General features: G+C 73.3%; 29 protein-coding genes. 15 read left to right on the forward strand and 14 right to left on the reverse strand.

Annotated features, from left to right (window positions below; translation table 11 throughout):
- Window positions 1-77 precede the first annotated feature (77 nt).
- Window positions 78-1,334, reverse strand: a complete 1,257-nt coding sequence (locus ACWDBB_RS14790) for a serine hydrolase domain-containing protein (RefSeq protein WP_449789937.1) — start codon at window positions 1,332-1,334, stop codon at window positions 78-80.
- 520 nt (window positions 1,335-1,854) lie between these two features.
- Here ACWDBB_RS14790 and ACWDBB_RS14795 point away from each other — a divergent pair.
- The gene (locus tag ACWDBB_RS14795; RefSeq protein WP_449789938.1) at window positions 1,855-2,754 is read left to right on the forward strand and encodes a nucleotidyltransferase family protein; all 900 of its coding nucleotides are present in this window, start codon (window positions 1,855-1,857) and stop codon (window positions 2,752-2,754) included.
- Between the two features lie 78 nt (window positions 2,755-2,832).
- Here the strand turns inward: ACWDBB_RS14795 and ACWDBB_RS14800 are convergent, their stop codons facing one another.
- A complete protein-coding gene (locus tag ACWDBB_RS14800; RefSeq protein WP_449789939.1) occupies window positions 2,833-3,486 on the reverse strand; it encodes a CAP family protein in 654 nt (217 codons plus the stop codon).
- A 127-nt stretch (window positions 3,487-3,613) separates the two neighbouring features.
- Window positions 3,614-4,006 (reverse strand): winged helix-turn-helix transcriptional regulator, encoded by a 393-nt coding sequence (locus ACWDBB_RS14805; RefSeq protein ID WP_449789940.1) that lies wholly within the window; start codon window positions 4,004-4,006, stop codon window positions 3,614-3,616.
- 65 nt (window positions 4,007-4,071) lie between these two features.
- Here ACWDBB_RS14805 and ACWDBB_RS14810 point away from each other — a divergent pair, with 65 nt between their 5' ends.
- Window positions 4,072-5,517 (forward strand): MFS transporter, encoded by a 1,446-nt coding sequence (locus ACWDBB_RS14810; protein ID WP_449789941.1) that lies wholly within the window; start codon window positions 4,072-4,074, stop codon window positions 5,515-5,517.
- A 121-nt stretch (window positions 5,518-5,638) separates the two neighbouring features.
- On the forward strand, window positions 5,639-6,835 hold the full coding sequence (locus ACWDBB_RS14815) for a serpin family protein (protein WP_449789942.1): 1,197 nt from the start codon (window positions 5,639-5,641) through the stop codon (window positions 6,833-6,835).
- 143 nt (window positions 6,836-6,978) lie between these two features.
- Here ACWDBB_RS14815 and ACWDBB_RS14820 read toward each other — a convergent pair whose 3' ends face one another.
- Entirely contained in the window at window positions 6,979-7,182 is a 204-nt protein-coding gene (locus ACWDBB_RS14820) for a hypothetical protein (RefSeq protein WP_449789943.1), read from the reverse strand.
- 210 nt (window positions 7,183-7,392) lie between these two features.
- The gene (locus ACWDBB_RS14825) at window positions 7,393-7,584 is read right to left on the reverse strand and encodes a hypothetical protein (protein ID WP_449789944.1); all 192 of its coding nucleotides are present in this window, start codon (window positions 7,582-7,584) and stop codon (window positions 7,393-7,395) included.
- 138 nt (window positions 7,585-7,722) lie between these two features.
- On the opposite strand from ACWDBB_RS14825, the gene ACWDBB_RS14830 reads away from it, so the two are divergent.
- Window positions 7,723-7,911 (forward strand): DUF397 domain-containing protein, encoded by a 189-nt coding sequence (locus ACWDBB_RS14830; protein WP_449789945.1) that lies wholly within the window; start codon window positions 7,723-7,725, stop codon window positions 7,909-7,911.
- 97 nt (window positions 7,912-8,008) lie between these two features.
- Here the strand turns inward: ACWDBB_RS14830 and ACWDBB_RS14835 are convergent, their stop codons facing one another.
- The 3 genes from ACWDBB_RS14835 to def form a co-directional block, all read right to left on the reverse strand.
- Entirely contained in the window at window positions 8,009-8,131 is a 123-nt protein-coding gene (locus ACWDBB_RS14835) for a hypothetical protein (protein ID WP_449789946.1), read from the reverse strand.
- A gap of 66 nt (window positions 8,132-8,197) precedes the next feature.
- A complete protein-coding gene (locus ACWDBB_RS14840; protein ID WP_449789947.1) occupies window positions 8,198-8,407 on the reverse strand; it encodes a hypothetical protein in 210 nt (69 codons plus the stop codon).
- Window positions 8,408-8,456: 49 nt separating this feature from the next.
- Window positions 8,457-9,071 carry a peptide deformylase gene (gene def, locus ACWDBB_RS14845; protein WP_449789948.1) on the reverse strand — a complete coding sequence of 205 codons (615 nt, stop codon included), beginning with the start codon at window positions 9,069-9,071 and terminating at the stop codon, window positions 8,457-8,459.
- Between the two features lie 60 nt (window positions 9,072-9,131).
- On the opposite strand from def, the gene ACWDBB_RS14850 reads away from it, so the two are divergent.
- Window positions 9,132-9,650, forward strand: coding sequence for a winged helix-turn-helix domain-containing protein (locus ACWDBB_RS14850; protein ID WP_449789949.1), 519 nt, complete (start codon window positions 9,132-9,134; stop codon window positions 9,648-9,650).
- A gap of 13 nt (window positions 9,651-9,663) precedes the next feature.
- On the opposite strand, the gene ACWDBB_RS14855 is transcribed toward ACWDBB_RS14850, so the two are convergent.
- From ACWDBB_RS14855 to ACWDBB_RS14870, 4 genes are all read right to left on the reverse strand, one after another.
- The gene (locus tag ACWDBB_RS14855; RefSeq protein ID WP_449789950.1) at window positions 9,664-10,203 is read right to left on the reverse strand and encodes a hypothetical protein; all 540 of its coding nucleotides are present in this window, start codon (window positions 10,201-10,203) and stop codon (window positions 9,664-9,666) included.
- 405 nt (window positions 10,204-10,608) lie between these two features.
- Entirely contained in the window at window positions 10,609-11,544 is a 936-nt protein-coding gene (gene hemC / locus ACWDBB_RS14860) for a hydroxymethylbilane synthase (protein WP_449789951.1), read from the reverse strand.
- A gap of 150 nt (window positions 11,545-11,694) precedes the next feature.
- Window positions 11,695-14,004 carry an ABC transporter permease gene (locus tag ACWDBB_RS14865; protein ID WP_449789952.1) on the reverse strand — a complete coding sequence of 770 codons (2,310 nt, stop codon included), beginning with the start codon at window positions 14,002-14,004 and terminating at the stop codon, window positions 11,695-11,697.
- Window positions 14,001-14,726 carry an ABC transporter ATP-binding protein gene (locus ACWDBB_RS14870; protein ID WP_449789953.1) on the reverse strand — a complete coding sequence of 242 codons (726 nt, stop codon included), beginning with the start codon at window positions 14,724-14,726 and terminating at the stop codon, window positions 14,001-14,003. The genes ACWDBB_RS14865 and ACWDBB_RS14870 overlap by 4 nt, the downstream gene beginning before the upstream one ends.
- Window positions 14,727-14,865: 139 nt before the next feature.
- Here ACWDBB_RS14870 and ACWDBB_RS14875 point away from each other — a divergent pair, with 139 nt between their 5' ends.
- The 6 genes from ACWDBB_RS14875 (at window position 14,866) to ACWDBB_RS14900 (ending at window position 20,162) form a co-directional block, all read left to right on the forward strand.
- On the forward strand, window positions 14,866-15,696 hold the full coding sequence (locus ACWDBB_RS14875; RefSeq protein WP_449789954.1) for a sensor histidine kinase: 831 nt from the start codon (window positions 14,866-14,868) through the stop codon (window positions 15,694-15,696).
- Between the two features lie 11 nt (window positions 15,697-15,707).
- The gene (locus tag ACWDBB_RS14880) at window positions 15,708-16,460 is read left to right on the forward strand and encodes a response regulator (RefSeq protein ID WP_449789955.1); all 753 of its coding nucleotides are present in this window, start codon (window positions 15,708-15,710) and stop codon (window positions 16,458-16,460) included.
- Between the two features lie 184 nt (window positions 16,461-16,644).
- Entirely contained in the window at window positions 16,645-17,850 is a 1,206-nt protein-coding gene (locus ACWDBB_RS14885; RefSeq protein WP_449789956.1) for a cytochrome P450, read from the forward strand.
- 49 nt (window positions 17,851-17,899) lie between these two features.
- Entirely contained in the window at window positions 17,900-19,060 is a 1,161-nt protein-coding gene (locus ACWDBB_RS14890) for a type III polyketide synthase (RefSeq protein WP_449789957.1), read from the forward strand.
- The gene (locus ACWDBB_RS14895) at window positions 19,057-19,641 is read left to right on the forward strand and encodes an NUDIX hydrolase (RefSeq protein ID WP_449789958.1); all 585 of its coding nucleotides are present in this window, start codon (window positions 19,057-19,059) and stop codon (window positions 19,639-19,641) included. Before ACWDBB_RS14890 ends, ACWDBB_RS14895 begins: the two co-directional genes overlap by 4 nt.
- Before the next feature lie 98 nt (window positions 19,642-19,739).
- Window positions 19,740-20,162, forward strand: a complete 423-nt coding sequence (locus ACWDBB_RS14900; protein ID WP_449789959.1) for an SHOCT domain-containing protein — start codon at window positions 19,740-19,742, stop codon at window positions 20,160-20,162.
- Window positions 20,163-20,271: 109 nt separating this feature from the next.
- On the opposite strand, the gene ACWDBB_RS14905 is transcribed toward ACWDBB_RS14900, so the two are convergent.
- Window positions 20,272-22,761: a Tex family protein gene (locus tag ACWDBB_RS14905; RefSeq protein ID WP_449789960.1), complete on the reverse strand. Its 2,490-nt coding sequence runs from the start codon at window positions 22,759-22,761 to the stop codon at window positions 20,272-20,274.
- A 260-nt stretch (window positions 22,762-23,021) separates the two neighbouring features.
- Between ACWDBB_RS14905 and ACWDBB_RS14910 the strand changes: the two genes are divergently transcribed.
- Entirely contained in the window at window positions 23,022-23,921 is a 900-nt protein-coding gene (locus tag ACWDBB_RS14910; RefSeq protein WP_449789961.1) for an aminoglycoside phosphotransferase family protein, read from the forward strand.
- Window positions 23,922-23,947: 26 nt separating this feature from the next.
- Here the strand turns inward: ACWDBB_RS14910 and ACWDBB_RS14915 are convergent, their stop codons facing one another.
- On the reverse strand, window positions 23,948-24,289 hold the full coding sequence (locus ACWDBB_RS14915; RefSeq protein ID WP_449789962.1) for a DUF5713 family protein: 342 nt from the start codon (window positions 24,287-24,289) through the stop codon (window positions 23,948-23,950).
- Window positions 24,290-24,473: 184 nt separating this feature from the next.
- On the opposite strand from ACWDBB_RS14915, the gene ACWDBB_RS14920 reads away from it, so the two are divergent.
- The 3 genes from ACWDBB_RS14920 to ACWDBB_RS14930 all read left to right on the forward strand — a co-directional run bounded on the left by ACWDBB_RS14920 (window position 24,474) and on the right by ACWDBB_RS14930 (window position 26,503).
- On the forward strand, window positions 24,474-25,109 hold the full coding sequence (locus ACWDBB_RS14920; RefSeq protein ID WP_449789963.1) for a TetR/AcrR family transcriptional regulator: 636 nt from the start codon (window positions 24,474-24,476) through the stop codon (window positions 25,107-25,109).
- Window positions 25,110-25,131: 22 nt separating this feature from the next.
- Window positions 25,132-25,866 (forward strand): tyrosine-protein phosphatase, encoded by a 735-nt coding sequence (locus ACWDBB_RS14925; RefSeq protein WP_449789964.1) that lies wholly within the window; start codon window positions 25,132-25,134, stop codon window positions 25,864-25,866.
- Between the two features lie 67 nt (window positions 25,867-25,933).
- Window positions 25,934-26,503, forward strand: coding sequence for a DinB family protein (locus tag ACWDBB_RS14930; RefSeq protein ID WP_449789965.1), 570 nt, complete (start codon window positions 25,934-25,936; stop codon window positions 26,501-26,503).
- Window positions 26,504-26,512: the final 9 nt, after the last annotated feature.

Raw genomic sequence — 26,512 nt, forward strand, 5'->3', positions numbered from 1 at the left:
CCCGCGTCCGCCCCAAGGCCCGTCCCCCTCCCCCGCGCGAGCCAGCCCGCCGTCAGCACAGCGGTGGAGCCGGGGCGTCAGCCGATGGAGTCCAGACTGAAGGCGGCCTTCACCAGCCCGATGACGTACGCGGTCTCGGCGCCCTTCAGCGCGGTCGGGTCGGTCGAGTACACGACCGTGCGGGCGAGGTCCCGGGTGACGAAGACGCCGCTGGTGGAGCCGGGCCGGGAGCCCGTCTTGCCCCAGACCACGATGCCGTCGGACGCGAGGCGTTCGAGCCCCATGCTCATGCACGCGGTGCCATCCCCGCAGTGGCTGCTGTGCGGGGCGACGGGCACATCCGGGACGGTGAACAGCTTCTCCTGCTGGGCCGGCGGGAGGAGGCGCCCCCGGAACAGGGCGGTCATGAAGCGCTCCAGGTCGGGCGCGCTGGAGATCATGCCGCCCTCCGCCCAGGGCCACGGGCTCTGCTCGGTCACCTCCGCCCGGTGCGAGCCGCCGTCGGCGTCGGGGACGGTCAGGTACGGGTGGGTCGCGGGGCGCCGCAGCTGCGGGTCGTCGGCGTCCGGGAGGTCGGTGTCGCGCAGGCCGAGCGGGCGGATGATCCGGTCGCGCAGCTCGTCGGCGTAGCGGTGGCCGGTGACCTTCTCGACGACCAGTCCGGCGACGAAGGTGTTCATGCCGTTGTACTGCTGGGCGGCGCCGGGGTCGAAGCCAAGCGCCTGGCCCTTCATCGTGGCGACGACCTCCTCGGGGGTGAAGGAGTCGAGCCGGTGCTCGGCGAACCAGCCGGTGGTCCCGTCACCCCAGGCCGTGCCGGAGCCGCCGGGCAGTCCACTGGTGTGGTTGAGCAACTGCCCGACCGTGACCGCCTCGTAGGGGAAGTCCGGGAGGTACTGCCGGACGCTGCCGTCGAGGTCGATCCGCCCCTCGGCGGCGAGTTGGAGGACGACGGTGGCCGTGAAGATCTTCGAGATCGACCCGATCCGGAACCTGCCCCGCGGGTCCACGGACATCCCGGCCTCCGCCGAGGTGCCCTCGAACCTCCCCGCGGAACCGGTGACCCGCACGAACGCGGCGGAGACGTCGGCGGCGGGCCGCTGAGCGAGGGCGGCACGGATCGCCGCCCGGTCCAGCGGCGGTACGGAAGCGGAAGGGGAGGCGGCGGAGCCCGAGGAGGGGACGGCAGTAGGCCCGGCGGCGAAGGCGGGCGCTCCCACCCCGACCGTCAGCGCCGTCGCCAGGGCTCCGGCAGCGGCCAGGACGGCCCAACGGCTCTGGTTCTTCCGCGAGTTCACGTTCCCGTTCACGTGCGTGCCCATCTGCGTGCTCACCTGCGTCTTCATGTGCGGCCGGCTCCAGACTGATCGTCGCCGGGCCGGCGGTTCCCGGCCCCGGCGACGAGTCTTCCGAGACCGTCCACCCGGGGCATCAGGGACGGGACGTCGCTGCTCCCTGATCTCCCGTCAGGGTCGACCCGGAGGCGTGGTGCGGGCCGGGCAGAACAGACACGATCAGGATCACCACCGATCAGACCCCGCAAGGGCACTGCAGGAAAGCAGAGTTGATCAACCCCGAACGATCGACGACCCGCCGTCCCAACAGTCGGCGGCGGGGCACGACCCCCCGAGTACGGTACGTGCGCAACGCATCCGGCCGAGCGATCGGAGACCTCGCATGCCCCCTGCCGCTCCGCCTCGACCCGATCAGCTGATCCCCTCACCGTGGAATCCCCGCTCCGGCCGAAGTGTCGGGGAGGGGATTCCACGGTGAGCGAGTCGGGTAGCTGTCCACGGTGCCCGTCCGCGCTGCGTCGGGGCCGCCCGTGTCGCCGTCGCTCCCGGGAGGTCGGGAATGTGCTCGCCGGAGGCTCCGCCCTCGCCCCCGATCCGCCAGGCCGTGATCCTCGCCGGCGGACGCGGCGGCCGGCTCGCCCCGTACACGGACCTGTGCCCCAAGCCGATGGTCGAGGTGAACGGCGCACCGCTGCTGCGCCACCAGATCGACCGGTTCGCCGCCGCGGGTGTGGAGACGGTGGTCGTCTCGGCGGGCTACCGCTCGCAGGTGATCACCGACTACGTGCGCACGGCGGACCTGCCGGTCCGCACCACCGTGGTCGTGGAGGACCTCCCGCTGGGTCGGGGCGGCGGGCTGAAGCTCGCCGCCCGCACGCTTCCGGCGCCGCGGGAGCCGTGGTTCGCCGTCTACGGCGACATCTGGGCCGAGTTCCCGCTCACCGCGCTGGCCGCTCACCACGTGCGCAGCGGGGCGCTGGCCACGGTCGCCCTGGTCCCGCCCCGACTGCCCCACGGCACGGTGGTCTGCGACGCCGCAGGGAGGGTCGCCGAACTAGCCGCGCCGCCCCCGCCGACCTGCACGGTCAACGGCGGCGTGTACGCCTTCGCGCCCGGCGTGGTCCCCCTGCTCCCGGACGAAGGGGACCACGCGGACACGACGCTGCCGCACCTCGTACGGCTGGGGCAGCTGGCCGGCTACCGCACCGACGGCTTCTGGTGCGCCGTGAACACCCCGGGCGACCTGCGGGAGTTGCGAGCCCGCGTGGCGGACCAAGCCCAAGCCCAAGCCCAGCCCCAGACGAAGCAGACGGCCCGGCCGTCGCAACCGGCCCCGCACCGCCCGGGCCCAGAGATCACGCCCGGCCCGTCACGCCACCGGGTCCGACGGCCAGGAGCGTGCGGGCCGCAGCGGCCACCGACTCCGGGGCCGTGCGCTCCGCCTTCGCCGGGTCGATGACGCCCCGGAGAGGACCGCACGGCGGCCGCTCTCGTCGAAGATGACGTCGTTCGCGGACACGTCCACTCCCAAGGGCGGTCAGTCGCCCACCGGAGGCAGCACGTTCTGCTGGTAGGAGGCCGGGTCGCCGACGTTGCCCGGCACCTTGTACAGGCACACGACGTACGTCTCCAGGCGGTCCTTGGTCTCGCCCGTCCCCTCCCCCGCGGCGCGGGCGCAGCCGATGCGGGTCGTGGCCTTCCAGACCACCTGGGTGAACAGGCCCGTGCCCGGGTTCTGGTCGTAGCCGGGCTTGTCGAACTTGTAGTCGCCGCCCTGCTTGTACCAGGCGTCCACCGCGGTACGCGCCGGGGTCGCCTCGACGCCCACTTCGAGGGGGCCGTCCCAGCCCCACCAGTCGTTCTCCCCCGCGCCCTTGACCCTCCCCTCGTGCACCAGGTCGAGCCGGTGCCCGGTGCTCAGCCGGGTGGCGCGCTGCTCGGCGGCCTCGACGAGTTCGGGATCGAGCGTGAGGGGCGGGGAGTTGTGCTTGGCGCGGTACTGGTTGTGCGCCTGGAGGGCCCCGTCCTGGAAGGCCTGGTCCGTCACGAGGGGAAGCGCGGGGCGGGGGTAGCCCTCGGCGGCCTGGCCGGGCTGCGCCGGGACGGGCTGAGCCGGCACGAGCACGCCGACGGCCGCCGCCGCGCTGCACGCGCCGCTCAGGACGGCGTTGCGGATTCGGCGTCGTTCCACGGCGGTCTCCTTCGCACTTCGCGTTCGCACTTCGAGCGATCGTCAGCGGCTTAACGCCGCCACGGGAGACGAGGGCACGGAAGGTCAGGCGGAAGGATCAGTCCCGGCGGCCGCGACACTGCGGGCTTCAGCCGGCGCTCCGGGCCTGCTCGATCTCGTCGAGGTGGGACTCGCCCCAGGCCAGGAGGGGCTGCAGTGCCTGCCTGAGGGATCGTCCCAGGTCGGTGAGTTCGTACTCGACGTGCGGCGGGATGACCGGAAAGACGGTGCGGGTCAGCAGCCCGTTGCCCTCCAGCGAACGGAGGTGCTGGGTCAGGACCTTGGGGGTGATCCCGACGACTGCCCGCTGCAGTGCGCTGTAGCGGGCGGTCCCCTCGGACAGCACGCAGAGGATCGACAGCATCCACTTGTCGGCGACCAGGTCGAAGACCCGGCGGGTCGTGCAACCCTGCTCCAGCTGCCCCTGGGTGCCGTCGGCGGCGGCCTTGGCGACGTTCCGCGATGAGGTGACACTATCCACTTGGGAAGTATGGCACTTCGTTGTGCATACTTCCCGGCCCGAGCCGTACTCCAGAGACTGGATGCGTGACGACATCGCAATCTCTGGACACCTCCGCCCGCCGGGCGGCATCTCAAGACTCCGGTGGCTCCGGTGGCTCCGGTGGCTCCGGGGCGGTACTGGCCGTTCTGTGCACCGCCCAGGCCCTCGACATCATGAACCTCTCGTCGGTCAACATGGCGTTGCCGGAGATGGCGCGGGACTGGAACGCCTCCCCCGGGCAGCTCTCCTGGGTGGTCTCGGCCTACTCCCTGACGTTCGCCGGCTTCCTGATGGTGGCCGGGCGAGCCGCCGACCTGTACGGGCGGCGCCGGGCGCTCCTGTGCGGAATGGCGGTGTTCGCCGCCGCGTCCGCGGTGGTGTGGGCCTCCCACTCGCTGCTGCTCGCCGTGGCGGCCCGCGCGGTCCAGGGCGCCGGTGCGGCGGTGACCGTCTCGGCCGCGCTCGGGCTGCTCGGCGCCCTGTGGCGTACGGAACCGGGGCGGTCGCGGGCGCTCGGAGCGTTCGGCGCCATGGGCGGTGTGGGCCTCGCGTTCGGGCTGGTCGTGGGTGGCGCGCTGGCGGGGTCGATCGGGTGGCGGTCGATGTTCGCCGTGAACGTCCTGGTGGTGGTCGCGCTGATGGCGGGTGTGCTCGCGCTGATCCCCGCCGACGCGCCCGAGGATCGTGCCCACGGACGCCTGGACCTCCCCGGTGCGGCGCTGGTGACCGTCGGTCTGCTGGGGCTCTCCTTCGCCTCGACCCGGCTCGGCGGGAACGTGGCCGACGGTCCCGGCTGGGCGGCCGCGGCGCTCGCGGTGGCCCTGCTGACCGGCTTCGCGCTCTGGCAGCGCCGGGCCGACCAGCCGCTCGTCCCGCCGGCGGTGTGGCAGCGGCCGAACCTCGCCGCGGCCCTGGCGGTCGCCGTCCTCATGTACGCGGGTTGGGTCGGGGTGAACTACTTCGCCGCACTCCTACTGCAGAACGTCCTCGGGTTCAGCCCGCTCACCACGGGCGTGGCCTTCCTGCCGCTGGCCGTCGGCGGCACCCTCCTGCCTCTCGCCGCGGGGCGCCTGCTCCCGCGGCTGGGCGCGCGGCGGCTCATGCTGTTCGGCCTGACCTTCTACACGATCGGCCTCGCCCTGTTCTCGTTGGTCGGCCCCGGGGCGAACTACTGGGCAGTCATCCTGCCGCTCCTGCTCGTCCTCATCATCGGCCTCTCGCAGACCTTCGTGTCGGCGAACGTCACCGCGCTGTCCGGCGCGGGGACCGGCGAACAGGCCCTGGCCGGCGCCCTGTTCAACACCGCGCTCCAGGTCGGGGGCGGACTCGGCCTCGCGGTCCTGTCCACCGTCGCCGCCACGGCCGGTGACGACGTACCGGGCGGCTACCGGGCGGCCTTCCTCACGGCGGCGGGCCTCTCGCTCGCGGCGCTGCTCATCGTCGTCGTCGCCATCCGCAGCCCTCGTAGCACCCGCAGCCCGAACGGCTGAGCGACCGGCTGAGCGACCGGCTGAGCGACCGGCGACGAATCAACTCGGTGGCCGCCACGGACGGTTCGGCCCTACGCTCCCGGGAACAGGTGTTCCTCGAAGAGGTGGGGACGGGATGGGCATGACGCGCAGTTCCACCGTCCGGGCCGTCAACGCGTTGACCGCGCGCTGGGCTGCCACGCTGCCGGAAGGCGGCACGGCCTTCACCACCGCCGGGGTGTGGCCGCTGCTCGCCCTGCTGGCACACGGCGCCACCGGCCCTGCCCGCAGTGAACTCGCCGACGCCCTCGGCATCCCGGCGGAGCAGGCCGCGGAGGGGGCGCGGGGCATGCTGGCCGCCATCGATGCGATGCCAGGCGTGCGGAGTGCGCTCGGTCTGTGGACCCACGAGGAACTGCCACTCGAACCGGGCTGGCTGACCGAACTCCCCGAGCGCGTCCACCAATACCTCACCGGCGACCCGGTCTCGGACCAGGCTCGACTCGACGCCTGGGCGACAGCCTGCACCGACGGGCAGATCGCGTCGATGCCGGTCGGCGTCGACACGGAGACCCGGGCGGTGCTGGCCGGTGCCCTGACCGTCCGCACCGACTGGATCCGCCCGTTCGAATGTACTGGCCTGGAGGCGGGGACGGGCCCCTGGCGGGGCAGGGACCTGGCCGGCCTGTTCCGGACCACCGCACTGCTCGACCGGGCGGGGGTCGCGCAGACCCCGATCGGTCCGGTCACCGTACTGCAGGTCCTCGGGGTCCAAGGAGTCGACGTCCACCTGTTCCTGGGAACCGAGGACGCCTCGCCGGCACAGGTACTGCCCGCGGCGGTACGAACCCTCGCCGACCGCAGGTCGGTGCTCCCAGGCGATCGACTCCCCTACGGCACTCCGGGCCCCGGGCTGACCGTCGAGCACGTTCCCAGCCTCGACGGCACACCGGAGCTGCTGGTGGAGACTGTGCCCTTCACCGTCACCGCCCGACACGATCTGCTCGGGGACCCTGACCTGTTCGGCCTCCGGACGGCGACGGACCGAACCCGAGGGCACTTCCCCGCCATCAGCAGCGCCCCGCTGGCGGTGGGGGCGGCCGCCCAGACGGTCACCGCCACGTTCGGGGAACGCGGCTTCCGTTCCGCGAGCGTCACCGCGCTGAGCGTGGCGGCTGCGGGGCAGCCACCGCGGCACCGCTACCGCGCCCGCAGGATCAGCGCCCGATTCGACCGTCCCTTCGGCTTCCTCGCCGTCCACCGCACCTCACGGCTCGTCCTGAACGCCGGCTGGGTCACCGAACCGGACGCCTTCGAGGAATCGGCCTGGGAATGGTGAGTCCGTGAAGCAACGGACCGTACCGGACCGCACCGGGCCGAGCGCGGCCGCACAGGCAGCACGCCAAGGGAGTGGGAAGTCGGCCGGGCCGACTTCCCACTCCCTTCGGCTCCCCCGGCCGGCGCCGGGGGCCACGGAGGCGGTCAGCCCGCCATGCAGGCGTACCACTGGGTGCGGGCGAAGGCCGCGCCGCCGACCCAGTAGTTGACGTTGTACGCCGCCGTGCACTGCTCCGTCTTCGACAGCGTCCTGGGGTAGGCGTTCGCCTGGGTGCCGGTGGCGAGGACGAGCACGGGGGCCAGCACGGCCGCGGCGGCCGCGGTGGCGGCAAGTCGGCGGATCTTCATCGGTGTGGGTTCCTCCTTCGAAACGGCGGCCGGGCGCTCCCCCGCGAAGCCCGGCCGGAGTGTTCGGCTCCGTGCGCCACATCCTGGCAGCGGCGGTCGACACGGGGATATCCCACAAATCTCGGATGTCGAAGGAGTGGGAAGTCGGCCTGGTCGACTTCCCACTCCTGTTGGTTCATCGGGGAGTTGCTGGGGGGGCTATGCCGGGGTTCAGGGGGCGGCGGGGGCGGTGGCGGCGAGGTCGAGTTCGGCCCAGACGGTCTTGGAGTCGGGGTGGCGGGGGATGGTGCCCCAGCGATCACAGAGCGCGTCGATGAGGGTGAGGCCGCGACCGCCCTGGGCTCGTTCACGCTGCCGACGCCGCCCAACCGGCCGCAGATCGGCTTCGTGGAGGCGCAGCACGTGAATCGCCTGATCACGGATCCGGTGGAAGTCCGTAATATGGCCGCACGGTACAGCAGTATCCGAGCCCAGGCCCAGGCCCTGGGGCTGAGGGAGTCCCTGGCCCTGATCGAAGCGATTCTGGGGGGAGCGGCAGGCATGGCCGAGCTGGCGTGGTTCAAGAGCAGCTACAGCACCAACGAGGGCCCCGACTGCGTCGAGGTCGCCGAGACCCCCGGTGTCGTCCACGTGCGTGACTCCAAGGACAAGAGCGGCCCCCAGCTGGCCTTCGAGCCGGCCGCATGGGAGGCGTTCGTGAAGTTCGCCGCCACCACCACCGAGGTCTGACCCGACCGGACCTCCCCTCAACGGCCCACCGCCTTCCCGGCGGCGCGCCGTTGGCGTATCGACAGATCCAATCTGTACGGGTCCGGCCCGGCGTGTATCAGCCGCTGATGCTCGCCTTGCCGTTCTCGATGTGGCCCATGAAGCGGCGCCGGTAGGTGGAGCCCTTCTCCGTGGTGGTGAGGGTGGCGTCGTACCGGCCGTGAGTGTCCTTGGCCTCCAAGCATGGACCGGGTGGGCGAGGTGCGCGGGCTTGGTCACCGCCTCACCCTGGTTCCGCGAGTACCGCTCAACCAGCCACGAACGACCAGACGAGCCCGGCCAAGACCAGTGCCACGCACATCGCCAGGATCAGCGCAGGCGGTGCCGCGATGGCGAGGAACACCCAGGCGGCCCGCTTGGCGAGGGGCGTGCCGTGCTCCCGCAGCACGGCGAAGAAGAGCAGCGCCACCAGGAGCAGCGGCACCGACCAGAACACCACGAATGTGCCGTCCGGCATCTCCATCCCCCCTCCGGCCACACCGACGCCAGGTGACCGTGGCGCGATCCTAGCGGGGCACGGATCCGTTCTGGCGGTCGGCCTCAACCAACTTGGCGGCCCTGGCGGCACGCTGGGCGAAGACCTTCTCCCGCCGGTCGGCGGTCTGCTTGAGCATCCGCTTGCGGTCGCGGGCGGAGAGGCGGTCGATGTAGAGCCCGCCGTTGAGGTGGTCGGTCTCGTGCTGGAGGCAGCGGGCAAAGTAGCCGGTGCCCTCGATCACAACCGGCTCCCCGTGCTGGTTGACCCCGCGCACCACGGTCCGGGCGGGGCGCGCGAGCTTGGTGTTCGCTCCGGGGACGGAGAGGCAGCCTTCGGTCTCCTCGATGAGCGCGCGCCCGGGCTCCTGCTCCTCGACCACCGGGTTGAGGATGTGGCCGGTGTGCCGGACGCCGTCGTCGTCGGGGCAGTCGTAGACGAAGAGGCGCAGGTCCACGTCCACCTGGTTGGCGGCGAGGCCGCAGCCGTCGGCGACGTGCATGGTGGCGAACATGTCGTCGATCAGCCGGGCCAGGCGCTCGCTGCCGAAGTCCTCCTCGGTGGCCGCCCGGCAGGGGCGGTGCAGGATCTCCTCCCCCACCTCGGTGATCCGCAGGACGGACGGGCGTTCGCTCGGCTGGGACACGGTCGCTCCTTCGAGGGGCTGGGCTTGCTGTCGACTTTGCAAAGTAGCAGACTTTGCAAAGTGACCGAAGACCTCGTCAGAACCGGCCCCCTCCCCGAGCACGCCGTCCGCACCGCGCTGCTGGAACTGCTCGCCGAGCACGGCACCGTCACCTCCACCGAGGCCGCCGCCCGGCTCGGCCTCAGCTCGGGCCTCTGCTCCTTCCACCTGCGGCAGCTGGCCCGGTACGGGCTGATCGAGGAGGCCCCGGCCACCGACGGGCGGGCCCGGCCGTGGCGGCTGCCGACCACCCAACAGCCCGACGGAGAAGGAGAGTTCGGAGAACTGGCGCGCGGCCTGGAGGACGAGAGCCACCAGCGCTGGCTCGCCCGGCGTGGCGAGGCCCCGGCCGAGTGGCAGCAGGACGAGGCCTTCAGCGCCGTCGTCTACCTGACGCCCGCCGAGCTGGCCGCCGTCGGCGCTGAGGTCCGCCGGGTGCTGGCCCGCTACCGGGACCGCGAGACGGACCCGGCGGCCCGGCCCGCCGAGGCCCGGCCGGTCGCCGCCGTCGCCCGGCTCTTCCCGCTCCTCGACCAGTAGCCCAGTGCGCGGTTCAGGCCGCGCGCGACCACGACCGTGACCGCACCGCCCGGAGCAGCGGCCCGGCCACCAGCCCCAGCGCCGCACCCAGCACGACCCCCTGCACCCCGTCCCAGACGTCCTGCACGTCACAGGCCCGCCCGATCGCCGGCAGCGCGTAGTGCAGCGCCGACACCGCGAACGGCAGCGCCGCCGCACCCAGCAGCGCCACCACCGCCCGCCGCCGGGTGCCCGCCAGCGCGGCCGCGAAGCCGACCGGGGCATAGGTCGCCAGCTTGAGCTCGATGTGCCGCACGTGCAGCAGCTCGTACGGGGAACGCGGGCGGCCGCCCTCCACGGCACAGTGCCGGACGCCGCCCTCCGAGAGCCGGAAGGCGTCCGGCAGCAGCATCGCCACGACCACCCCGCCGAGCCCGAGCAGCAGCACGAAGCCGACCGCCCAGTGGGCCCGCAGCAGCCGCCCCACCGGCCGGTTCAGCAGGGCCGCGGGCACCAGCGAGAGCAGCAGCCCGGGCCAGAACATCGGCATCCCGCCGAGCACCGCACTGATCACGCCTCAAACGGACGCCCCTCGCGCCCGCCCGGTTCTCCCCGGGACGAGGGGAAATGCCGGTCCGTCACCGTGCGCTCACCCCGCGACCGCGCGCCCGCCGCGACGACAGCCCCGGTGTGAGGTCGCGTGTCGCACCTGCTCCGGCCCTTGGAGCCGGGGCGAGGAACCGGAGGTGGAGTGCCAGGGCTCAGGGCGGCCGGAGGCGAGGCCCGAGGCGGCCGGGGGGCGGCCGGAGGCGGGGCCCGAGGCCGCCGGGGCGGAAGCAGCCGGGCCAAGAACGCAACGCCCCCGGGGCCCGAGGCCGCCGGGGCGGAAGCAGCCGGGCCGAGAACGCAACGCCCCGGGGCCGGGAAGCCAGGGGCGGTCGGCTCCGCCGGTGCGGCCCCGACCGCCCCCCTCCCCGGGTCAGTGCGGGATCGAGGAGATCAGCTCCTGCGCCCCCTGCCGCTTGAGCGCCAGGGCCACCGACGTCCCGAGGTCCTCGGGGCTGAGCGCGCCCGCCCACTCGTGGGCGTCCAGCACCTGCTTGCCGTCCGGGGTGAAGACCCGGCCGCGCAGGGACAGGCGGCCGTCGCGTTCGGCGTTGGCGTAGCCGGCGATCGGGCTGTTGCAGTGGCCCTGGAGGGCGTGCAGGAACATCCGCTCGGCCGCCGCCTCGCGCCAGGTGTCGTGGTGGCCGAGGCCGGTGACGGCCTCGATGGTGGCCTCGTCGCCCTCGCGGCACTGCAGGACGAGGATGCCGGCGCCGATCGGCGGGCACATCGCCTCGATGCCGAGCACCTCGGTGATCCGGGCCTGCTCGCCGATCCGCTCCAGGCCGGAGACGGCGAGCAGCAGGGCGTCGACGTCCCCGGCCGCCAGCTTGGCGAGCCGGCTGTTGGCGTTGCCGCGGATCGGGACGCACTCCAGGTGCGGGTGGGAGGAGGCGAGTTGGGCGACCCGGCGGACGGAGGAGGTGCCGATCCGGGTGCCGGGCGGGAGGGCGGCGAGCGGCAGGCCGCCGGGGTGGACGAGGGCGTCGCGGATGTCGTCGCGGCGCAGGTAGGCGGCGAAGACGGTGCCGGCCGGCAGCGGGCGGTCGGCGGGTACGTCCTTGAGGCAGTGGACGGCGACGTCGGCCTCTCCGGCGAGCAGTGCGGCGTCGACCTCCTTGGTGAAGGCGCCCTTGCCGCCGAGTTGGGCGAGATCACCCGTCCAGCGGTCGCCCGAGGTGGTGACGGGCACCACCTCGGTGCGCAGGCCCGGGTGCAGGGCGGCGAGTTCGGTGCGGACCCGCTCGACCTGGGCCAGTGCCATGGGTGAGGAGCGGGAGACGATGCGGATCAGCTCAGCGGTGGCCATGGCGCGATGATAGGGGCCGTCCCACCGTGGATTGAGCATCCGTCAGCGCCATGACGGGCGCGGCGGACGATACCGCAAGCTCGGACAACGCGGACGGCCGGTCGGGGTGTCCGACCGGCCGTCCGCACACGGGTCCGCACCCCCGCGGCTTCACTCGTTGTGCAGCACCTCGGCGATCGGCAGGCGGGCCGCCGATCGGGCCGGGACGAGGGCGCCGAGGACGGCGATCGCGACGCCCGCGAGCGCGAGGCCGGCGAGCAGTGGGGCGTTCCAGACGTCGATCATCTCCTCCGGGAAGACGATCGTCACCACGTTCTCGGTGATCAGCCGGTGGGCCACCACCCCGACCGGGATGCCGATGATCCCGCTGACCACGCCCTGCCAGGCCACAGAGGTGACCGTCATCGCGACCACCTGCCGGGGCGTCATCCCGATCGACTTCAGCATGCCGAGGTCGCGGCGGCGCTCGCGGACGGTGAGCAGCAGGGTGTTGAAGACGCCGAGCGAGGCGACCACCGACAGCAGCACCGTGAAGATCGTGGTGAAGGCGATGACCGCGGCGATCGGCCCGGCCAGGTCGGGCGCGAACACCGAGGCCGAGAGGCTGGGGTCGGCGTCCGTCACGGCCTTGCGGTAGGCCTCGGCGTCGGCGCCCTTGGCGAGCTTCACGTCGTACTCGACCACGTGCGGGTCGTCGGTGAGCGCGGCCCTGGTGGCGTCGTTGGAGGCGAAGGCCCGGGGGTTGCCCTCGGACTCCTCGCCGACGAGGGTGACGGGCAGTTGCCGCCCGTCCAGGGACAGGGTGAGTTTGTCGCCGACCTTGAGGCCGTGTTGCCGGAGGAAGGACGGCCCGGCCTCAATCTCGTTCGGGCCTGTCGCCGGGCGGCCGTCCACGACGTTCAGCCGCTTGGAGTCGACGATGTCGTCGCCGCCGTAGAAGTTGGCGAACGCGGGCTGGTTGTGGCCGACCAGCCCGACCTGGACCAGTCCGCGCGTGCCGACCCGTTCGGCGCCGGGGGCGGCGCGCAGCATCGCCTCGGTCCGGGCGGGGGTGAGCTTCGGCGCGACCTTGTTGTCCGCGAAGTGGGCGGTCCGGACGTTGACGTGGGTGTGGCCGTCGGTGTGGTCCACCAACTGGGTCAGGGTGCTGCTCAGACCGGTCGTCATCGTCACGGTGACCACGCCGAGCACGATCGCCGACATGGTCAGCGCGGTGCGGGCGGGGCGGGCGAAGGGCTGGCCGAGGCCGAGGCTGACCGCGCGCGGCAGCCGGGTGCCGCTCAGCCGGCGCTGGACCTTCAGCCCGCGGCCGTTGCGCGGCGTGCTGCCGGCCGAGATGGCCCGGGCGGCGGGGAGCCGGTGGGCGCGCGAGGCCGGGACCAGGGCGGCGAGGACGACCAGCAGCGGGACGCTGACCAGGGTGGCGGCGGGCAGCCAGCCGGCGGGCTCGATCACGGCGGTGCCGGTGACGATGCCGGAGAACGCGGCCCGGAGGATCGGGTGCGCCGCCACCCAGCCGGCCGCCGTGCCGAGGACGGTCCCGGCGACCGCGGGCACCGAGACCATCGTCAGGTAGACGGTGACCACCTGGCGCGGGGTGAAGCCGATCGACTTCAGGACGCCGATGTGCCGGTAGCCGGAGACCACCGCGCCGCTCACCACGTTGCCGACGATCAGCGCGGAGACCACCAGGCCGAGCACGCCGAAGACCGTCATCAGCGGCAGGTAGGAGTCGGCGCCCGCCGAGAAGGCGTCCTTGAGCACCAGGTACGACTGGGTGCTGACGACCGCGTCCCCGGGCAGGCCCTCGGTGGCGGTGGCCAGGGCGGAGGCGAGCCGCTGGTCGTCGGCGGCGTCGGTGAAGCGGTAGAGCATCTGGCGGGCGGTGGGGTGCAGAGCGGTCGCCTGTTCGGGGGTGACCCAGCCGCCGGCGCTCTGGCTCATGCTGGTGGCGAAGCCGACGATGGTGAGCTGTCGGCCGCCGCCGATGGGGATCGGGGTGTTCAGGAGCCTGTCCGACGCGCCGCCGAACGGCGAGTCCAGGACCACCTCGCCGGGTGCGGCGGCCCAGCGGCCGGAGAGCAGTTCCACCCGGTCCACCGGCCCGGCCGGGTCGGTGCGGCCGACCAGGGTCAGCGGCCCGGGCGGGCTGCCGACCCAGTCGCTGGGGATCTGCACCGTGGCCTGGTCGAACGGCCCGGCTGCCGCCTCGACGCCCGGCCGGTGGGCGGTGGCGGCCAGCTGCTCCGCCGGGGCCGCGGCCGGGTCGAAGGCCGCGACGACGTGAGCGCCCCGCTGCTCGCCGAAGGCCGCGTCGAAGGGGGCCCGGGCGGCGCTGATCACCGCGAGGGCGAGCAGCACGGTCGTGGTGGCGCAGAAGACGACCAGGCCGATCACGACGGTCTGCACCCGGCGGCGCTTCACGGCCGCCCGCGAGGCGCGCCAGACGGCGCCGGTCATGCGGACGCCTCCAGCATCCGCTCGTTCGCCACGCGCCCGTCCGCCACCTCGACCAGCCGGCTGGCGCAGCGGGTGGCCAGCTTGGGGTCGTGGGTGACGATCAGCAGGGTCTGCCCGATCTGGTTGAGGTCGATCAGCAGGTCCATCACCTGCTCGCCGGAGCGGCTGTCCAGTGCGCCGGTGGGCTCGTCCGCGAGCAGCAGGGCCGGGCGGTTCATCAGGGCCCTTGCCACCGCGACGCGCTGGCGTTCGCCGCCGCTGAGCGTGGCCGGGTAGACGTCCTTGCGGTGCGCGACGCCGAGTTCGTCCAGCAACTCCAGTGCGCGGCGGCGGGCCTGGCGGGCGCTGGTGCCGGTCAGCTGGGCGGCCAGGGCGACGTTGTCGAGGGCGGGGAGGTCGTCGATCAGGTTGAAGAACTGGAAGATCATGCCGATGTGGCGGCGGCGGAAGAGGGCCAGCCCGTGCTCGTTCAGCTGCCCGAGGTCCTGCCCGTGCACCCGGACGGTGCCGGCGGTGGGCCGGTCCAGCCCGGCCACCATGTTCAGCAGGGTGGACTTGCCGCACCCCGAGGGGCCCATCACGGCGACCGCCTCGCCGGCGCGGATCCGCAGGTCGAGGCCGTCGAGCGCCTTGGCGTCGCCGAACTCCTTGTGGACCCCGGACAGCTCGACGACGACCTGCGCGTCGTCCGGCCGGGAGGTCCCGTCGTGGTCGTTGCTCATGGTGGACGACCGTAGGGGCGGCGCTCCCGTCCGTACGTCCCACCCCGGGTGTAACCGTGGGCGGCCGTAGTACCGGGGATGTACGGGAGCGGCACCCCCGGATGATGTGGATCACCGTGTGACCTGGGAGGCTGGCGCCGTGTGGGGAACGGGGTGGGAGTGGGCGGCCGTCGCGACGGCCGGTGCTGCGGGCACGGCGGCCGGCTGGCTGGCGGTGGCGCTCGCCCGGGCGCGGCGGCTGCACCGGGCGGCCATCGGCGAGCGAGGCTGGCTGCTGGAACGGGAGCGGGATCGCGCCGCCCGTACCGCCGTGGACGCCGAACGGGCCCGGATCGCCGCCGAGTTGCACGACATCGTGAGCCACAACGTGAGCCTGATGGTGGTGCAGGCCGGGGCCGCGCGCGAGGTGCTGGCCACCATGCCGCAGGAGGCGGCGGCCGCGATGGCGGCGGTCGAGGCCGCCGGGCGGGACACCATGACGGAGCTGCGGCACCTGCTGGGCCTGCTCGCCCCCGCCGCGGACGGCGGCGAGGAGCCGGCCGGGGACGGCTTCGCCCCGCAGCCCAGCCTGAGCCGGCTGAGCCCGCTGATCGACCGCTTCGCCTTCGCCGGGCTGCCGGTCGAGGTGCGGATCTCCGGTGAGCCGAGGCCGCTGCCCGGCGGCATCGACGTGACGGCGTACCGGATCATCCAGGAGGCGCTGACCAACGCGCTCAAGCACGGGGACGGGGTGACGGCGGAGGTGACGGTGCGCTACGCGGACCACTACCTGCGGGTGGAGGTGCTCAACAGCGGCCCGAGCGTGCTCTCCGGGGCGCCCGGTCCGGCCCCGCGGCCGGCGGACGGCGCCGGGCGCGGGCTGATCGGCCTGCGCGAGCGCGTCGCGGTGTACGGCGGGGACCTGGACGCCCGGCGCCGGATCGGCGGCGGCTTCCGGGTCCGTGCCCGCATCCCGCTGGACCGGCCGTGACGGAGGGGAGCATGGACGTGGAGCAGGGGGCCGTGGACACGGCGCAGGGCCAGGAGCCGGGCCGGAGTCGGCAGCCGGAGCAGCAGAGCCGCCCGCGGGTGGTGATCGCGGACGACCAGGAGCTGGTCCGCACGGGCTTCCGGATGATCCTCACCGCGCGCGGCATCGACGTGGTCGCCGAGGCCGGCGACGGCGCCGAGGCGGTGGCCTCCGCCGTCCTGCATCGCCCGGACGTCGCGCTGCTGGACATCCGGATGCCCGGCATGGACGGTCTGGAGGCCGCCCGGCGCATCCTGGCCCAGGTGCCCGGCTGCCGGGTGATCATGCTGACCACCTTCGACCTGGACCACTACGTCTACGCCGCGCTGTCCGCCGGGGCCAGCGGTTTCCTGCTCAAGGACGTCACCTCGGCCCACCTCGCCGCCGCCGTACGGCTGGTGGACACCGGGGACGCGCTGCTCGCCCCCTCGATCACCCGCCGGCTGGTCGAGCGCTTCGCGGCCGGTGCGCCGCGCCCGGCCCCGGGCGCCGACGGCCCGCCGCTGCACCGCGACCTCGCGCCGCTCACCCCGCGCGAGGCGGAGGTGCTGGCGCTGCTCGGCCGCGGGCTGTCCAACACCGAGCTGGCACGCGAACTGACGCTCAGCGAGTCGACGGTGAAGACCCATGTGGCCCGGATCTTCGCCAAGCTCGACCTGCGCGACCGGGCGCAGGCGGTGGTGCTCGCGTACGAGACCGGGCTGGTCGCGCCGGGCGGCGGCTGACCGTCAATTCACCTCTACCGTGCACCAGTTCGCGTTATTATTAGCCGAATCTCACTCATTGGAGTTAAATCTCCACCGAACTCCCTTTTTCGCCAGGTCATGGGGCACCATCTGCATGTCCACGCCCGAACCGGACCGATCACCTCGGGCGCCCCCGGCACGACGAGCACACCTGGACCGGCCCGTGACCACCAATCCCCCCGTGTGGGACTGCCCCTTCCACCACACCGACGGCCTGGAGTTCGACCCCCTCCTGAAGCGACTGCTCACCGAAGCCCCGGTCGCCAGGATCCGACTGCCGCACGGCGAGGGCGAGGCCTGGCTGGCCACCCGCTACGAGGACGTCAGGACCGTCACCACCGACCGCCGGTTCAGCCGCGCCGCGGGCATCGGCCGCGACCTGCCCCGGATGACGCCTGCCCCGATCGCCCAGGCCGAGGCGATCAACCTGATGGACCCGCCCGCCCACAACCGGCTGCGCCGGCTCGTCGCCCAGGGCTTCACCAACCGCCAGGTCGAGCGGATGCGCCCGGCCACCCAGCGGACCGTCGACGGCTACTTCGACGAGATGACCGAGCACGGCGCCCCCGCCGACCTGATGCACTTGCTGGCCAGCCGCCTCCCGCTCGCCACCATCTGCGAACTGCTGGACATCCCCGCGGCCGACCGCACCGAACTGCGCGGCCACGCCGTGGCGATGATGCGGATGGGCCCCGGCAGCCGGGACGGCCAGGAGGCCGCCAAGGCCGCCCTGCGCGCGTACTTCACCGAGCTCACCGCCGAACGCCGGGCCCACCCCCGCGAGGACCTGATCAGCGCCCTCGCCACCGCCCGCGACGGCGACGAACTGCTCGACCCGGACGAGCTGACCGTCATGGCGATGGTCCTGCTGGTCACCGGCCACGACACCAGCACCTACCAGCTCGGCAACATCGGCTACACCCTGCTCACCCACCCCGAGCAGCTCGCCAAGCTGCGCGCCCAGCCGGACATGCTGCCCCGCGCCCTGGAGGAGCTGCTGCGCTTCATCCCGTTCCGCCAGGGCGTCGGCATCGCCCGGGTCGCCACCGAGGACGTCGAGCTGGGCGGCACGCTGATCCGGGCCGGCGAGGCCGTGCACGTCTCCTACCTCACCGCCAACCGGGACCCTTCGGTCTACGAGCGCCCCGACGAGCTGGACCTCGACCGCGGCGCGCCCACCCACATGGCCTTCGGGTACGGCCAGCACCACTGCCTCGGCTCCCACCTGGCCCGGATGGAGCTGCAGGTCGCCATCGGCACCCTGCTGCGCCGCTTCCCCGGGCTGCGGCTGGCCGTCGACCCGACCGAACTCGACTGGGACTCCGGCTCGATCTGGCGCTTCCCGCGCACCCTGCCGGTGGCCTGGTAGCGCCTCCCCTCGACCCACCGTTCCCGCAGCACTGGGGAGACCCGCACCCATGGCAACACTCTGCCGCCCCGCCATCGCCGTACCCGAGCACGTCATCACCCTCGACGAGACCCTCGACCTGGCCCGCACCCTGCACGCCGGGCACCCGCAACTCGGCCTGGCACTGCGGCTGATCGAGAACACCGGGGTGCTCACCCGGCACCTGGTCCAGCCGATCGAGCGGACCCTCACCCACCCGGGCTTCACCGTCCGCAACGAGCTGTACGAGCGCGAGGCCAAGCGGCGCGTCCCCGAGGTGGTCGAACGGGCTCTCTTCCACGGCGAGTTGACAGCAGGTGACATCGACCTGATCGTCTACGTGTCCTGCACCGGCTTCATGATGCCGTCGATGACCGCCTGGCTGATCAACACCATGGGTTTCCGCTCCGACACCCGCCAGGTGCCGATCGCCCAACTCGGCTGCGCGGCCGGCGGCGCCGCCGTCAACCGGGCCCACGACTTCTGCCGCGCCTACCCGGGCGCCAACGTGCTGATCGTGGCCTGCGAGTTCTGCTCGCTCTGCTACCAGCCGACCGACCTCGGCGTCGGCTCGCTGCTCTCCAACGGCCTCTTCGGGGACGCGGTCGCCGCCGTGGTGATGCGCGGGAACGGCGGACGCGGCGTCCAGGTCGAGCGCAACGGCTCGCACCTCGTCCCGCACACCGAGGACTGGATCTCGTACGGGGTGAAGGACACCGGCTTCCACTTCCGGCTGGACAAGCGGGTGCCCGGCACGATGGCGATGCTCGCGCCCGCGCTGCGCGGCCTGGCCGGGGAGCACGGCTGGGACGTCTCCGGGCTCGGCTTCTACATCGTGCACGCGGGCGGCCCGCGCATCCTGGACGACCTGTGCCGCCTCCTCGACCTGGAGCCGGCCACCTTCCGCTTCAGCCGGGCGACGCTCACCGAACGCGGCAACATCGCCAGCGCCGTGGTCTTCGACGCCCTGGCCCGGCTGTTCGCCGACGGCGGCGTGCCCGAGGGCACCACCGGGCTGATCGCCGGCTTCGGCCCCGGCATCACCGCCGAGATCTCACTGGGCAGTTGGGTCGGCGCACCGACCGAGGGGGCGCGCCCGCGCCGCCCGCGCGCCATCTCCACCTCCGACATCGCCCTCGTCCATCCGACCGTCCCCCGCCGTTTCCCGACCGGCACTACGATCACTGAATGACCGATACCGCGAACCACACCGATGCCTCTGCCAGATCAACCGAACTAGCGGCACTGTTCCCGGCGTTGCACGCGCCGCAGTACTGGAGCTGGGGGCGGTTCGACGCCCGGTTCTCCACCGAGCTGCCGCCGGACGCACTGGTCACCAACATCCACCTGGTCGGCTTCGCGGACGACCGGGTGGTGCTCTGCCGGGACGACCGGAACCACTGGTTCCTGCCCGGCGGCACCCGGGAGCGGGACGAGAGCATCGCCTCCTGCCTCGCCCGCGAGCTGGCGGAGGAGGCCGGCGCCCGGCTGCTCGGCGAGCCGCGCTGGCTGGGCGCGCACCGCTGCCGCACCGAGGACCCGGTGCCGTACCGGCCGTGGCAGCCGCACCCGGAGAAGGCCTGGCTGTGGGGGTGGGGCGAGGTCGTGCTGGACTCCGCGCCGACCAACCCGGCGGACGGCGAGCAGGTGGTCGAGGTCCGCGCGGTGCCGCCCGCGGAGGCCGAGCGACTGCTGCTGACCGGGCGCGACGCCTGGTGGGGCGAGCTGGTCGCGCTGGCCGTGGAGCTGCGCCGGCGGGCCGCACTGGGGTGAGACCCCGGCCCGGGCGGTTATTCCCGCGACTGCCGAAGGTCACTTGAACGGCCGAACACCGAGTGAAGATGTCCGTTTTGCGGTGGTATTACTCAGCCATGGACACCACCTCACTGGCCGTGGACTACCCGGTGCTCAACATCTTCTGGACGATGCTGGAGTTCTTCCTCTGGGTGCTCTGGTTCTTCCTGCTGTTCAAGATCATCACGGACATCTTCCGCAGCCACGACCTCAGCGGCTGGGGCAAGGCCGGCTGGCTCGTCCTGGTGATCATCCTGCCCCTGATCGGCGTCCTCGTGTACCTGATCGCACGCGGGCAGTCGATGACCAAGCGCGACATCCAACAGGCCCAGGAGAACCAGGCCGCGTTCAAGGCCTACATCCGGGACGCGGCGGCGTCGGGGCCCGAGGGCGGCGGCCGCAGCCACGTCGACGACCTGGCGAAACTGGCGGAGCTGAAGGAGAAGGGCGCGATCTCCGAGGAGGAGTACCAGAAGGCGAAGGAGAAGATCCTGGCCTGAACGTCCGGACGGTCAACCACGGCCCGGGGCCGGTGGACGCGGTGCGCGTCCACCGGCCCCGGGCCGTGGTCGGTCGAGGGCCCGGGCCGTGGTCGGTCGAGGGCCCGGCTCAGCGCCGCCCGGAGCGGCGACCGCCCGAGCCGCCCTCGCCACCGCCGGCCAGGCCGGCCCGGCGCAGCGCGTCCGCCATGGCGCTGTTGGCCGGCACGCCGCCGCCGAAGCCGCCGCGGTCCCCGCCCTGGCCGCCACCGCGCCGGTCCTGGCCACCGCGACCGCCCTGACCGCCCTGGCCGCTCTGACCGCCCTGGCCGCCGCCGCGGCGCTCCTGGCGGGGCGGGCGGGCCTGCCGCTCGCCGCGGTCGCCACGGTCCCCGCCGCGCTCGCGCCCGACCTCGTCGTCCAGCCGCAGGGTCAGCCCGATCCGCTTGCGCGGCACGTCCACCGAGAGCACCCGGACCTTGACGATGTCGCCGGGCTTGACCACCTCGCGCGGGTCCTTGACGAAGTTCCGCGACAGCGCCGAGACGTGCACCAGCCCGTCCTGGTGGACGCCCACGTCCACGAACGCGCCGAAGGCGGCGACGTTGGTGACCACGCCCTCCAGCACCATGCCGACCTCCAGGTCGCCGATCTTGTCGACGCCCTCCTTGAAGGTCGCGGTGCGGAAGGCCGGGCGCGGGTCCCGGCCCGGCTTGTCCAGCTCGCCGAGGATGTCGGTGACGGTCGGGACGCCGAAGGTGTCGTCGGCGAAGTCCGCCGGGCGCAGCGCCCGCAACCGCTCGCCGTTGCCGATCAGTTCGCGCAGCTCCCCGCCGGTCGCGGCCAGGATGCGGCGCACCACCGGGTAGGCCTCGGGGTGCACGCTGGAGGCGTCCAGCGGGTCCTCGCCGCCGGGGATGCGCAGGAAGCCGGCGCACTGCTCGAAGGCCTTGGGGCCGAGCCGGGAGACGTCCTTGAGCTGCCGGCGGGTGCGGAACGGGCCGTTGGCGTCGCGGTGCGCCACGATGTTGTCGGCCAGCGTTCCGGTGATCCCGGAGACCCGGGTGAGCAGCGGCGCCGAGGCGGTGTTGACGTCCACGCCGACGGCGTTGACGCAGTCCTCGACCACGGCGTCCAGCGAACGGGAGAGCTTCACCTCGCTCAGGTCGTGCTGGTACTGGCCGACGCCGATCGACTTGGGGTCGATCTTGACCAGTTCGGCCAGCGGGTCCTGGAGCCGGCGGGCGATCGAGACCGCGCCGCGGATCGACACGTCCAGGTCCGGCAGCTCCTGCGAGGCGAACGCGGAGGCCGAGTAGACCGAGGCGCCGGCCTCGCTGACCATCGCCTTGGTGAGCTTCAGCTCGGGGTGGCGCCCCAGCAGGTCCTCGGCGAGCTTGTCGGTCTCCCGGGAGGCGGTGCCGTTGCCGATCGCGATCAGGTCGACGTCGTGCTTCTTCGCCAGTGCCGCCAGGGTCGCCAGCGCCGCGTCCCACTTGTTGGCGGGCTGGTGCGGGTAGATCGTGTCGTACGCGACGACCTTGCCGGTGGCGTCCACCACGGCGACCTTCACCCCGGTGCGGAAGCCCGGGTCCAGGCCCATGGTGGCGCGGGTACCGGCCGGGGCGGCGAGCAGCAGGTCGCGCAGGTTCGCGGCGAAGACCCGCACCGCCTCGTCCTCGGCCTCGGCGCGCAGCCGGGACCGCAGGTCGATGCCGAGCCGGACCAGGATGCGGGTGCGCCAGGCCCAGCGGACGGTGTCGCCGAGCCACTTGTCGGCCGGGCGGCCGCGGTCGGCGATGCCGAAGCGGGCGGCGATCCGCTGCTCGTAGTCGTTCTCGCCGGGCAGATCGCCCTCGGTGTCGCCGTCGTACGGGGAGAATTCGAGGTCGAGCACCTCCTCCTTCTCGCCGCGCAGCATCGCGAGGATGCGGTGCGAGGGGAGCTTGGTGTACGGCTCCGCGAAGTCGAAGTAGTCGGCGAACTTGGCGCCGTCGCCCTCCTTGCCGTCGCGGACCCTGGCGACCAGCCGGCCGCGGGTCCACATGCGCTCTCGCAGCGAGCCGACCAGGTCGGCGTCCTCACCGAAGCGCTCGACCAGGATCGCCCGGGCGCCCTCCAGCGCGGCGGGGCCGTCCGCGACCGACTCGTTCAGGTACTGCGCGGCCAGCGCCGCCGGGTCCTGGGACGGGTCGGCGAGCAGGGTGTCGGCGAGCGGCTCCAGGCCGGCCTCGCGGGCGATCTGCGCCTTGGTGCGCCGCTTCGGCTTGAACGGCAGGTAGATGTCCTCCAGGCGGGCCTTGGAGTCGGCGGCGAGCACCTGGGCGCGCAGCGCGTCGTCCAGCTTGCCCTGCGCCTCGATCGACTCCAGGACGGCCGCCCGGCGGTCCTCCAGCTCGCGCAGGTAGCGCAGCCGCTCCTCCAGGGCGCGCAGCTGGGCGTCGTCCAGGGAGCCGGTGACCTCCTTGCGGTAGCGGGCCACGAACGGGACGGTCGCGCCGCCGTCGAGCAGTTCGACGGCCGCCTTCACCTGCCCTTCGCGGACGCCCAGTTCCTCGGCGATCTTCCGCTCGATCGCCTGCTGGGCCTGCCGGGCCACCTGTTCGACTGGCGTGGTCACGAAGCCGGTCACCTTCTCCATCAGTGCTTGCGCCGTACGCCCTGCATTCTGGCAGGTGCCGACGGCGGCGCCCGGGCGCCCCCGGGGCGGCCGGGCGTGGCGCGGTGCCGTGCTCCGGCGGGGGCGGCGGCGCCGGGGCTTCGGCCGGCCGCCTTCCGGCGGGCCCCGCTCGGGTGGATCCTCGCCGAACCGGCCTCGGAACGTGCGCAGTTCGGGAATCCTGCTGAACGGAAACGATCGGGCGCTGTACGCTGCCGGACATGTGCGCTGCCACCCGGATGCACCCCGACGGACCGGTGGTCGACGCGGCCCTGGTGCGGCGGCTGATCGCCGCCCAGTTCCCACAGTGGGAGCGCCTCCCGATCACCCCCGTTTCCGCCCCCGGCGCGGACAACGCGATGTTCCGCCTCGGGCCCGAACTCGCCGTCCGGCTGCCGCTGGTGGCCTGGGCCGCCGACGGCCTGCGGCGGGAGCGGCAGTGGCTGTCCCGGCTGGCGCCACGGCTGCCGCTGCCCGTTCCGGCACCGCTCGAGGTCGGCCGGCCCGCCGCCGGCTACCCGTGGCAGTGGTCGGTGCTGCGCTGGCTGGGCGGCACCAACCCGGTGGTCAACTCGCTGGCCGCGCCCGGGGACCTGGCCGGCGACCTGGCCCGCTTCGTCAACGCGCTGCGCGCCGCCGACCCGGCCGGCGCCCCGCCCTCCCAGCGCAGCGTCCCGCTCGCCTCCCGGGACGGCGCCACCCGCGCGGCCATCGCCCAGCTCGCCGGCTCGATCAACACGGCGGCCGCAACCGCCCTGTGGGACAAGGCGCTTCGGCTGCCCGAGTACGCCGGGCCGCCGGTCTGGACGCACGGCGACCTCACCCCCGGCAACCTGCTGGTCGCCCCCACCGGCCGGCTCTCCGCCGTCCTCGACTTCGCCCTGATGGGCGTCGGCGACCCGACCGCTGACCTGATCGCCGCCTGGAACCTGCTGCCCGCCACCGCCCGCCCGGCCTTCCGTGCCGCCCTCGGCGCGGACGAGGCCATGTGGGCCCGCGGCCGGGCCTGGGCGTTCTCCATCGCCCTGGTGACGATCCCGTACTACCGCCACACCGACCAGGCACTGACCGCCAACGCCCGCCACGTCGTCCGCGAGGTGCTCGCCGACCGCAGCGCGTAGGGGCCCTGCGACAACCGGCCCGCCGGTCACCAGTTCCGGGGCGCGACCAGCTCCTCCACGTCCACGTCCGTGAAGCCGTAGGCCGTCGCGACGATCCAGAAGTCCTCGGCGATCTCCTCCCGCGCCACCGTCTCGATCTCGCTCCCGGCCGCCTCGAACTCCGCCTCCAGGAGGTTGAACTCCTCCGTCGCGGCGTGGGAGAGCACGTACAGGGCCGTCAGGTCCGCCGGCCGCTCGGCCTCGATCCGCTCGCACAGCCGCACCAGGACCGCCTTGCCCTTGTCGACGATGTGATCGGGGAAGTACGGGTCCCGGTACATCCCCCACAGGAACGCGTGCTCCGCCACCCGCTGATTCGTGATCGCCACGATGCCCTCTCCGTTTCCGTCCGTGCCGCAGGAGTACCGACGGGCCGATCGTGCCCGACGGCACTGACAACGACGGCGCCCGGGCCGCGGGCGCCGGTCCGGGGCGTATCCGCCGGGGACACACCCGACGGGCGACCGGGTCCAAAACCTGCCCCGGTCAATGCCCACTGCTAGCCTGGGCCGCATGACCGGACTGCGGGAGCTGAAGAAGGAGCGGACCAGGCGGGCCATCTCGGAGGCGGCCATCGCGCTCTTCCTCGAGCACGGCTTCGACCGGGTTTCGGTGGCGGACGTCGCGGCGGCCGCCGAGGTGTCCAAGCCGACGCTGTTCTCCTACTTCCCCAGCAAGGAGGACCTGGTCGTCCACCGCTTCGCCGACCACCAGGAGCAGTCCGCGGAGGTGGTCCGCACCCGGCTGCCCGGCGAGCCGGTGCTCGACGCGCTGCTGCGGGACTTCCTGGCCGGCCTCGGCCGGCGCGACCCGGTCACCGGCCTCAACGACCACCCGGCGGTACTCGCCTTCACCGGCCTGGTCTACGGCACTCCCAGCCTGGCCGCCCGGGTCGGCGAGTACGTGGCGCGCGCGGAGCGGTCACTGGCCTCGGCGCTGCGCGAGGACCCCGGGCTGCCCGGGCCCCGGGAGCTCACCGCCGCCCTGCTCGCCGCCCAGGTCACCGCCACCCAGCGGGTCCTCGCCCTGCACAACTGGCGCCGCATCCAGGACGGCCGCACCGCCGACGACCTGCACGCCGAGGCCGTCGGGGACGCCACCCGCGCCTTCGATCTGCTCACCCACGGCTACCCGCCCGCCGGGGCCTGAGGTCTTCTTCTAGAGTGCGCGCATGACGACGCGCCACCACTCCTTCGACGCCCTGCACAACTTCCGTGACCTGGGCGGCTATCCGGCCTCCGACGGACGGTCCGTCCGGTGGGGACTGCTCTACCGCTCCGACTCGCTCGGCAAGCTCACCTCCCCCGCGGACCTCGACCGGCTGCGGGCGCTCGGCGTACGGACCGTGATCGACCTGCGCTACCCCTGGGAGATCGCCGCCAAGGGCCGGGTGCCCGAGTTCGAGGGCCTGGAGTACCACAACCTCTCGATCGAGCACCGCCCGTACGACCAGGCCGAGATCGACCCGGAGCTCGACCCCTGGCGCTACCTCGCGGACCGTTTCGGCGAGGTCGCCGAGGACGGGGTGAAGGAGATCCGCCAGACCCTGGACGTGATCACCGCCGCCGAGGCCCCGGTGGTCTTCCACTGCGCCTCCGGCAAGGACCGCACCGGGCTGATCGCCGCCCTGCTGCTCACCCTGCTCGGCGTCGACGAGGACGTCATCGCCGCCGACTTCGCCCTCACCGAGCTCGCCACCGCGCACTTCGTCGCCGAGTGGCACGCCGCCCACCCGGGCCGCACGCTGCGCTGGCCCGGCTACGGGCGCGCCCCCGAGACCGTGATCCGGCTCGCCCTCGCCGACCTCGCCGACCGCCACGGCTCCGTCGAGGCGTACCTCACCGGCGTCCTCGGCATCGACCGCGGGCAGGCCGACGCCCTGCGCGCCCGGCTGCTGACCGGCTGAGCGCGCGGGCGCCGCGCCGGGCCGCAGGGGCGATAACCAGTGGCGGGGAGGCCGGTCGGGGCCGACGATGCACGGCATGAGCGAACAACCCGCGCGATGGACCGAGGCGACCGTCCACCCCGACATGTGGGCCGACCCGGACGACGACCCCCGCAACCACGAAGGCCCCGGCCCCGACGGCGAACTCGCCACACTCCAGGGCTTTCTGACGAACTACCGGCTGACCCTGCGGATGAAGTGCGACGGCCTGGCCCCGGAGCAGCTGGCCCGCCGCTCGGTGCCGCCGTCGACGATGTCGCTGCTCGGGCTGGTCCGGCACCTGGCCGAGGTGGAGCGGGACTGGCGGAACTGGATCACCGACGGCGAGCCGCTGCCCAGGCTGTACGGCGCACGGGACGCGGACTTCGACGGGGCCGTCGGCGAGCAGGCCGTGGCGGACGCCGCGTTCCGCGACCTGGAGCGCGAACAGGCCGCGCTGGACGCCGAGTTGGCCGGCCACCAGGACCTGGGCGAGCGGGTCGGCAAGGAGCGGATCTCGATCAGGGAGCTGCAGGTGCACCGGATCGAGGAGTACGCCCGCCACTGCGGCCACGCCGACCTGCTGCGCGAGTGCGTCGACGGTCGGGTGGGCCAGTAGCGGCGCCGG

This window comes from Kitasatospora sp. NPDC001095, assembly GCF_053598615.1.